9 protein-coding genes are annotated in these 8,382 nt (G+C 71.0%); 1 reads left to right on the forward strand and 8 read right to left on the reverse strand.

What is annotated here, in order from left to right; all coding sequences use genetic code 11:
• The 8 genes from VKH46_05005 to zapE form a co-directional block, all read right to left on the reverse strand.
• On the reverse strand, positions 1-212 hold a 212-nt coding region (locus VKH46_05005), incomplete at its 3' end, for a glycosyl transferase (protein HKB70181.1).
• Positions 213-329: 117 nt separating this feature from the next.
• Positions 330-866, reverse strand: a complete 537-nt coding sequence (locus VKH46_05010) for a ferritin-like domain-containing protein (GenBank protein HKB70182.1) — start codon at positions 864-866, stop codon at positions 330-332.
• Between the two features lie 53 nt (positions 867-919).
• Positions 920-1,306 (reverse strand): hypothetical protein, encoded by a 387-nt coding sequence (locus VKH46_05015; GenBank protein ID HKB70183.1) that lies wholly within the window; start codon positions 1,304-1,306, stop codon positions 920-922.
• Positions 1,303-1,836 carry a sigma-70 family RNA polymerase sigma factor gene (locus VKH46_05020; GenBank protein ID HKB70184.1) on the reverse strand — a complete coding sequence of 178 codons (534 nt, stop codon included), beginning with the start codon at positions 1,834-1,836 and terminating at the stop codon, positions 1,303-1,305. Before VKH46_05020 ends, VKH46_05015 begins: the two co-directional genes overlap by 4 nt.
• Positions 1,833-2,324: a Spy/CpxP family protein refolding chaperone gene (locus VKH46_05025; GenBank protein ID HKB70185.1), complete on the reverse strand. Its 492-nt coding sequence runs from the start codon at positions 2,322-2,324 to the stop codon at positions 1,833-1,835. The genes VKH46_05020 and VKH46_05025 overlap by 4 nt, the downstream gene beginning before the upstream one ends.
• 84 nt (positions 2,325-2,408) lie before the next feature.
• Positions 2,409-4,577 carry a SpoIID/LytB domain-containing protein gene (locus VKH46_05030; protein ID HKB70186.1) on the reverse strand — a complete coding sequence of 723 codons (2,169 nt, stop codon included), beginning with the start codon at positions 4,575-4,577 and terminating at the stop codon, positions 2,409-2,411.
• A 167-nt stretch (positions 4,578-4,744) separates the two neighbouring features.
• Positions 4,745-5,950, reverse strand: coding sequence for a PLP-dependent aminotransferase family protein (locus VKH46_05035; protein ID HKB70187.1), 1,206 nt, complete (start codon positions 5,948-5,950; stop codon positions 4,745-4,747).
• A gap of 151 nt (positions 5,951-6,101) precedes the next feature.
• Positions 6,102-6,830, reverse strand: a complete 729-nt coding sequence (gene zapE / locus VKH46_05040; protein ID HKB70188.1) for an AFG1/ZapE family ATPase — start codon at positions 6,828-6,830, stop codon at positions 6,102-6,104.
• Between the two features lie 167 nt (positions 6,831-6,997).
• Here zapE and VKH46_05045 point away from each other — a divergent pair, with 167 nt between their 5' ends.
• On the forward strand, positions 6,998-8,095 hold the full coding sequence (locus VKH46_05045; GenBank protein ID HKB70189.1) for a tetratricopeptide repeat protein: 1,098 nt from the start codon (positions 6,998-7,000) through the stop codon (positions 8,093-8,095).
• The last annotated feature ends 287 nt before the right edge of the window (positions 8,096-8,382 follow it).

The raw sequence follows: 8,382 nt of genomic DNA on the forward strand, positions 1-8,382 counted from the left end.
CGAAGGGCTCCTCCCTTCCCGCGCCCGGACGCCTCGTCGTCTCGGACGACCACCTCCGCGCCCGCGGCCCGCGCGACCTGCGCGGTTTCGTCCTCGCAGCGGTCCGCCACGACGAGCAGACGGTCGGACCCCGGCCGCATCGCCTGCCGGAACCGCGGCAGGCTCTCGCGCAACGAGCCGGCGTCGTCGTGCGACGGAACGAGAATGAGCACGGCGGGATTATGGCGGAAGAGCGGTGCCCTTCGGGCGAGAGACCGCACCTTCCGAGGCGAGCGCTCGACCAAAGGGGTCCCCACGGGGCTGCGCCCGCGCGAAGGAGCGCGGCGCGCTCAGACCGTGATCAGGCGGAACGAGGGGACGACCTCGCGCCCGAGAACGCTCCGCAGCACCGTCGCGTGGAGCACCTCGTCGCTCATGATGCGCGCGGCGCCTTCGGAGAGCGTCCGATCGTTGAACTTCGGGACCACCGACAGGTAGGCCCGCGCCGCTCCGACCTCGAGTTGGAAAGCCAGCGCGAGCACGTCCTTCTCGTCCTTCAGCGGCACGCTCCAGCCGTACTTCTCGGCCGGCAGGACGGGCCGGCCCCCCTTCCCGCGAATGATCTTCGTCAGGAGGTCGCGGTGCCCTTCGTGGCTCTGCTGGAACTCGAGGCCGACCTCGGCCGCCTTCGCGGAGAGGAGGCCGCTCGACCCGGCGAGCGTGTAGGCGTAGATCGCCTCGTGCTCGAGACCGAGCGCGACGTTCAGCATGTCGACGTCGCTCGATCCGCTCGAAGGCGCGATCGCGGAGGCGGCGCGGGTGAGCGCCGGCGCGGCCGCTCCGGCCGCAAGGGTCCCGAAAATGAGCTTTCGCCGGTCGACCGTCATGGCTTTTCTCCCGTTTTCTCCACTATATGAAAAAACGGGATGAACGGATGGCTTCAGAAGGCGAGGACCGCCGCCTCCTCGACCGGGGCCGGGGAGGCCGACGCCATCTCCTGCCCGGCGGAGTTCGTCTCCGACCAGACGGTATAGCCGTACCCGGCCGCGGCGGCGAAGATCGCCAGCGCCGCCGCCCATTTCCAGGGAGCCGAAACCGGAAGGAGCGCGCGCCGCGCCGGGAGGCCCCGCATGACGCGCGCGACGAAATCCGCGGGAACCGGGATCTCGGCCGGACGCGGGAGCGCGGCCGCGCCGATCTCTCGCTCGATCCTCTCGCCATGCGCGCGCCGGCGGCATCGTCCGCAGACGAAGAGATGCGCCGCGGCATCGGAGGGAAGGCTCTCTCCGGCGGCGAGCGCGCGGAAAACGCGGCGGCATGGGCTCATGGCTCCTCCCGGAGGATCTTCTTCAATTTCGTTCGCGCCCGATGGAGACGGACCCGAGCGGCGACCGAGGTGATGCCGAGCTCGGCCGCGACTTCTCCGATCGCCCGTCCTTCCCCTTTCACCGCCGTGAGGATCTCGCGGTCCAGGGCGGAGATCCGGGCGAGGGCGTGCGCGAGGCGGCTGCGGGTCTCGATCGCCCTCTCCTCGCCGCCGGCCGACCGCTCGGACCCGGTCAGGGGGAACACCGGCCGCCGGCGCCGGACGATGTCGAGCGCGCAGCGAACGACGATCCGCCGCAGCCATCCGCCGAAGTTCTGCTCCTCGCGGTACGTCGGGAGCGCGCGCCACGCCTTCCAGAACGCCTCCTGGGCGGCGTCTTCCGCCAGCCCGGCGTCCCGAGTGATCCGCGCGGCCGCCCCGATCGCCATCGCGGCGTGGCGCCGGACGAGCTGCTCGAATGCCCACGTCTCGCCGGCGCGAGCGCGTCCGGCGAGGTCGGAATCGGGGCACGGCGCTTCGAACGGATTCACTTCGACAGGAACTCCTGCACCGACGCCTGCATGCGATCGCCTTTCCCTTCGACGCGGGACCGGAACGCCGCGAGCTTCTCCTTTTGCTCGTCGTTCAGGACGGGCAGGATCTCGGCCTTGAGCTGTGCCCGCAGGACGGCGGCGTCACCCTCGGCCGTCCCGAGCTCGGCAGCCTTCTCGCGGATCGCGGCTTCGTCGGCGGGGCTCGCGTCGATCGCGCGGCGGAGCGCCAGGCGCGCCGACCGGACGGTTCCGATCTCCTCCAGGATCGCGTCCTTGTGCGCCTTGAGCACCCCCCGGACCTGATCGCGCTGGGAATCGGAGAGGTCGAGGCGGTCCGAGATCCGCTGGAAAATCCGGTCCGCCGAAAAATGCCTTCCATGGCCGAGCGGGCCCGCGGCCAGGCGTCCCGCCCAGAGGCCGCCGAGGAGGATCGCCGCTGCGGCGACCGCGCCCACTATCGATTTTCGGACGATCTGAATGCTCATGTTTTCCTCCCGAGAACGGCTCCCGTCCTCACCCGCATAGAACGACCGGGACCCGCACAAGGTTACAGCGGCGGGGCCGCGGTGTCAGCGCGCGGGGGCCGGAGGGGGGGCGACGGCCGTCGGTGGAGCGGGCGCCGGAGCGGGAACGGCCGGCGGAGGAATGCTCACGGTCGTGGGCACGACGGCGGGCGCGCCGGCCGGAGGAGCCTGGGCCGGCGCCGCTGACGCCGGCTCGAGCGGCGTGACGTCGATGCCCGGGTAGTAGTGCTTCAGGATTTCTTCGTAGGAATGCCCGGCGAGCGCCATGCCGTACGCGCCGTTCTGGCAGAGACCGACGCCGTGGCCCCACCCGCGGCCGATGAACACGAACTCCGCCGAACCGTCCGGGGCGAAGGCCTTTTCGACCGTGAAGAGGAGCTCCGGGAGCTGCAGCGCCTGGCGGATGTCGAAGCCGGTCAGCGCGAGCACGCCCTTGTCCGTGGTGATCGCCGCTTCGACCACGCGCCCCGAGCGCCCGCGCCGGCGGATCTCGATCGAGCGAACCTCGGTCGCGACGATCCGCGGCGCGAGCCGGATCGCGAGCTCGCGCGCCGAGACGCGGCGCACCCACTCGGTCCAGGCGGACTCCTTCTCGAACGTCCCTCCCGCCGGCGACTCGACGGTCCAGAGCGCGAGGACCTTCGGACCGCGTTTCCAGAAGCCGACTGGATCGCCCGACGTCACCGCGACTTCGGACGCGGGATAGAAACGGCCGTTGACGAGGCGCGCCACTTCGATCGTCGTGTCCGCGGGGACTTCCGCGCGTCCGGCCGCCGTCTTGACGACGAAGCTTCCGCCCTCCCGGCGGGCGAGGCGTCCGGAGGTCTCGACGACGCCGCCGAGCCGCATCGCGACCGACAGCAGGAGGCCGCCGAAGTCCGCCTCCGACATCGTCCGGCCCGGAGCCGGGAGTCCCGCTCCCTCGGCGATCTTCAGCCGGCCGAGCGTGTCGTATGCGGCGCGCGCGTCCGCGGGGAGGGCGGCGGCCGGATCCGGCGGGCCGGCGGCGTAGTCGAGGTCGAGCGTCGTCAGGTGCACGTCGCGGTCGTCGGTGAGCCCGAAACCGGCGAGCACGGCCGGGTACACGGCCGGCGGGGAGAGAGAGGCGGGAGCGCTGCCCCGGGGCTTGATTCCGGCGACCCGGAACGCCTCCTCCCACAGCGCGGCGCGTCCGCGGCGGCCCCGGGCCGCGGCGAGCCTCGCGAGCACCCATCCGCGCCACTCCAGCGGCGAGAGCGACTGGCCGCGCGATCCCTTCGGCACGCGCGCGCCGTCGAACATCGACTTCTCCTGCTCGCCGCACGTCACGCCCGCGAGATAGGGCGCCGCCATGCCCGGGAAGATCAGCCGGGCGTCCTCGGTCGCCCCGCCGCACGTCGACGTGAAGAGCGCGTGGATCGGCTTTCCCTGGAACGCCGCGATTTGGCCGCGCGTCTGCTCGACGGCGAGGTCGGTCAGCGGGTCCTCGGCGTCGATCCCGCCGTAGACCTGGCATTTCGGCGTCGCGCACAGGTCGTAGCCTTCCGAGTCGAATCCGTTTCGTGAGTCGATCGCGTACGTGCGCGCCGCGACCGCCTGGGCTTTCAGCGCCTCGATCTCGTCGAACCGCTTCGGCCCCATCTCCGCGGGGACGACGCCCCGGAGGTAGTCTTCGAGGTTGACCACGTTGACGACGTTCAGCGTCCCGCGGCCGTTGACGACGAGCCGCAGGCGGCCGCGATAGCTCTTGCCGCCGCTCGCGGCGAAAAGACCGGGGGCGCCCGGGGCGATTTCCGCCGACGCTCCGCCGAGCGTCTCCTCGCGGCCGGAGCCGTCGCGCATCAGCAGCGCCGCGTTGCCCGAAGACTCCGTCACCGGGAAACCGGAGATGCCGGCCGCCTGGAGCTTCGCCTGGGCGTCCGCCGCGGCGCGTGCGTCTCCGAAGGCGCCGAGGCGGACCCGATAAAGCCCTTTTTCGGCGGAGAACGCGATCGAGGCCTCGAGTCCGGTGCGCTTGCCCATCTCCGCCGCGGCCGCGCGGGCCGCGCCCTCCTCCGAGAACGCGCCCGTCTGGATCCGGACGACGCCCCCGCCTCCGTGCGGCCGGAACGTCAGCGGGCCGGCGAAGAGGGCGGTCTCCTCCCCACCGGAGACGATCCACGGGGCTCCCGGAGCGGGAAGCGTGAATTCCGCGACGTCGCTCGCGAGCCCGACGCGGAGAATCGGAGGCGCCACCGGCGGGAGAACGGGAGCAGACGGCGTGGCCTCGGCAACGCTCTTCGGGCCGGGGGGCGCAACCGGTCTCGCGGCAGCTCGTGGCCGCGACGCGCAGGAGGCGGAAGACCACACGATCATCGCGGCGGCCGCGCCCGATGCGAGGGCCGAAGCCGCGCGCCGTCCGGTCACGACGCGCTCCGCAGCAGCTCGCCCAGCCGGCGAATCCCTTCACGCATCCGCTCCGCCGGCTCCTTCGCGAACGTCAGCCGGAAGAAGCTCCGCGGGGGATCCCCCTCCCCGGCGAAGAAGGGCTCGCCCGGGATGAACGCGACGCTCTTCTCCTCGAGGGCGCGCGCGAGGAGCGCCGAAGCGTCCTGGCCGCCGGGGAGGCGCGCCCAGCAGAAAAGACCCCCGTCCGGTCGGGAGACCGCGATCTCCCGCGGCCACTGTGCGTTCACCGCGGCGAGCAGCACGTCCCTCTGCGCGGCGTAGAAAGAGCGCACCCGCGCGAGGTGCGCGTCGTAGTCGTTCTCCTCGAACCAGAACGCGAGCGTCCACTGATCGAGGCTCGACGAACAGAGATCCGCCGCCTGCTTGGCGAGCTCGATCTTCGCGAGCAGCTCGCGCGGCGCGCGGACGAAGCCGGTGCGGAGCCCCGCCGCGAGCGTCTTCGAGAAGCTTCCGAGGTAGGCGACGCGCGCCTCGCGATCCAGCGCGGCGAGCGGAGGGGGCGGCGGCGCGCCGAAGTGCACCTCCCCGTAAGGGTCGTCCTCGACGACGAAGAGCCCGAGCTCGGCCGCGCAAGCCAGCAGCTCCTCCCTGCCCGCGGCGGAGAGCGTCCACCCCGAAGGGTTCTGGAAGTTCGGGATCGTGTAGAGCACCCGCACGACGCCGCCGCCGCGCCGGAATGCGATGACCCTTTCCCTCAGCCCGGCGACGTCGAGGCGTTCGTCGCCGCGCGTCGCCGCGATGAACCGGGCGCGACGGGAGCGGAAGCACGCGAGCGCGCCGACGTAGGCCGGGCTCTCGACGACGACGCCGTCCCCCGGGTCGACGAGCACCCGCGCGATCAGGTCGAGCGCCTGCTGCGAACCGGTCGTCAGGTGGACGTCGGCGGTCCCGGCCGGAAGCCCCTTCGCCGAGAGCCGCGCCGCGATGCGCTCGCGCAAGGCCGGGAATCCCGCCGTCGGGCCGTACTGGAGCGCCTCGTTCCCCCGTTCCCGGATCGCCCTGCCGGCCGCGCGCGCGAGCGCCTCCGCCGGGAACGTCGACGGATTGGGGACGCCGCCGGCGAACGAGATCACGGATGGGTCGTTGATGAGGGACGCGAAGCGACGGATCGGGGAAGGGCGCAGGGCGTCCGCGTCGTCGGAGAATAGGATCGTCGTCATGCCGTCCCTCCTCTCCACCTGAGCCTGCCTCGCCGAAGCCTTTGGCGGAGGCGGGAGAGGGGGCGGGGGGGTGAGGTTTCGCGGCTCAACATCGGGTCCGGGATCGAGAGCGGGCGCATCCGGTATTCGGCGGGTGCTCGCGCGATCGTGGCTAGTACCGCGCGTGGAAGTCCGCGCGCTTGACCTTCTCGCGGAAGTCGTCGCTCTGGATCTTGATCGTCTGGCACATCTCGTGGAGGCGGCTCCGGAGCGTGTAGCCGATCCGGTCCTCGAGCTTCTCGCGCGCCCCCCCGGTGAGCTCGTCCATGTAGTTCGACGTCGCGATCGTGACGCGTTTGTGGTTGTAACGCGTGTTCAGCAGCGCGTAGAGCATGTCGCGCGCGAAGTCGGAGGGTTTCGTGGCGCCGAGCTCGTCGAGAACGAGGAGCTCCGTCTCGGCGTACGGCGTGATCACGTCTTCCTTCGTCTCCACGGCGTCGCTCTTGAAGGTGGACTGGATCTTCATCAGCAGGTCGGAGAAGTTCACGTACAGCGCCCGGCGCCCCTTCGTCCGCGTGATCTCGTTCAGGATCGCGATCGCGAGGTGGGTCTTTCCGTTTCCCGCCGGGCCGACGAAGAGGAGCCCCGCCTCGACGACGGGGTACGCCGCCGCAAACTCCTGCGCGACCGACTTCGCCTTCTTCAGCGCGAGGTTCGTGTCGTTGAAATCGGAAAAGGAGCAGTCGCGGTACCGCTCCGGGACCTGGGCCGCCTCGAATCGGCGGTGCCGCGATTCTTCCTTCCGGCAGCCGCATTCCCGCGCGATCCGCTCGCCCTCGGCGCTGCGGAGGGTCCATCCCGTTCCGCCGCACTCCGGACATTTCGCCGCGCTCGCCGCCATCGCCCCGGATTGTAGCGCGGACCCGGATGACGAGTCGCGAGTCGGGCCGCTCGCGCGGCAGGCGCGAGTCGACGGATCACGAGTCGGCGCCACCCACCGCGAGGCTCCTCCTGCCGCCGAAACCTTCGGCCGCCGGCGACGTCTCTCGAGCGACCGAAGGAGGTCACGTGCGTATTTCCCGGAGGCTGATTGTCGAATTCCTGCTCCTCGCGATCTCGTCGTCTCTCGGGGCCACGGCCCCGCCATCGGCCGACGAGATCGTCGCCCGGTGCGTCGAAGCGCGGGGCGGCGCGCAACGGCTCGCCGCCATCCACTCGGTCATCTATCGGGGGACCTATCGGGAGGGAACCCACGAGAACGACCATGCCGCGATGGCGCTCATGCGGCCGTATTACAAGCTCGTGGGCGATCCCGAGAAGCCGATCGGCGATTTCGCAGAGGGGTACGACGGAAGCGCGTGGGAGTATTACGGAGACCCCGGGATCGTCCTCCGGACCGTTGGCCCGGCGTCGGCCGCGTCACGCCATGGCCTGTGGATCGACGGCGCGCTCCCCGACTACCGGACGAAGGGCTCGACGATCGAGGTGCTCGGGAAGGAGCCGATCGCCGGCCGCCAGGCGTGGCGCCTACGGCTCACGATGCGGGACGGCTTCGCGGTGGAGGAATTCGTGGACGCGCAGACCTTCCTCGAGATCGCGAACCGCAAGGCCGCGCCGATCCACGCGTTCGGCGAGAAGGTGACGAGCGAGACCCGATTCTCCGATTTCCGTCCCGTCGAGGGCGTGCTTTTCGCGTTTCACAGCGAAGAGGTCGAGATCGCGACCGGCCGGGTGCTGAATTCGATGCAGTGGCGGGAGATCGTCGCGAATCGCCCGCTCGAACCATCCGTCTTCTCCCCTCCCGCGCTCCATCGGACGCCTCTGCAGACGGTCATCGACCAGCTCTACCAGGAGCGCGACGATGTCGAGGCGGTCCGTTGGACCTACGCCGATTTTCGCCGGGCGCATCCCGACGTGGACACGGACGCCGGAATGGAAGCCGCCGGATACCAGATGCTGAAGATGGGCGCCGGCGCGTCCGCCGTCCTCATCCTCTCCGAGAACGCGCGGGCCTACCCGAAGTCGACGGACGCCGCGTTCGGTCTGGGCCGCGCGTACGCGACGACCGGGGAAACCGCGAAGGCGCGCGCCGAATTCGAGCGGGCGCTCGCGCTCGATCCGAAGAACGAGCGGGCGCGGAAGGCGCTGGAGGTAATGCCGCGGTAGTAGTGGCGGATGCCTGGCCGACAGCGATCAGGCGCAGCCAGGGTCGTTGGAAGACGGGTTCGGTGGACCGGGATATTCGGCGGCCATGGTCCCCGCCAGCGCCCGCGTCGGGGAAGAAGGACCCGCGAAATCAGTTATGAAGACGTCGAGGCGCGGCGAGGCGCGAGCCCGGTCCGCCGTCGCTCTCACGAGCTATGGCGGATCGATCGCCGATGACGTTTCTTGGCTCGGAAGGCGGTGTCCTCGCTTCGATCCGCCGAAGCCTCGGCGAAGGCGGACGGGATGCG

Source organism: Thermoanaerobaculia bacterium (genome assembly GCA_035260525.1).
Classification (GTDB): domain Bacteria; phylum Acidobacteriota; class Thermoanaerobaculia; order UBA5066; family DATFVB01; genus DATFVB01.

Bases quoted from the DNA above. Each gene is read 5' to 3' on its own strand.
- VKH46_05035 (HKB70187.1), bottom strand. From the start codon at position 5,950: ATGACGACGATCCTATTCTCCGACGACGCGGACGCCCTGCGCCCTTCC.
- VKH46_05010 (HKB70182.1), bottom strand. From the start codon at position 866: ATGACGGTCGACCGGCGAAAGCTCATTTTCGGGACCCTTGCGGCCGGA.
- zapE (HKB70188.1), bottom strand. From the start codon at position 6,830: ATGGCGGCGAGCGCGGCGAAATGTCCGGAGTGCGGCGGAACGGGATGG.
- VKH46_05015 (HKB70183.1), bottom strand. From the start codon at position 1,306: ATGAGCCCATGCCGCCGCGTTTTCCGCGCGCTCGCCGCCGGAGAGAGC.
- VKH46_05025 (HKB70185.1), bottom strand. From the start codon at position 2,324: ATGAGCATTCAGATCGTCCGAAAATCGATAGTGGGCGCGGTCGCCGCA.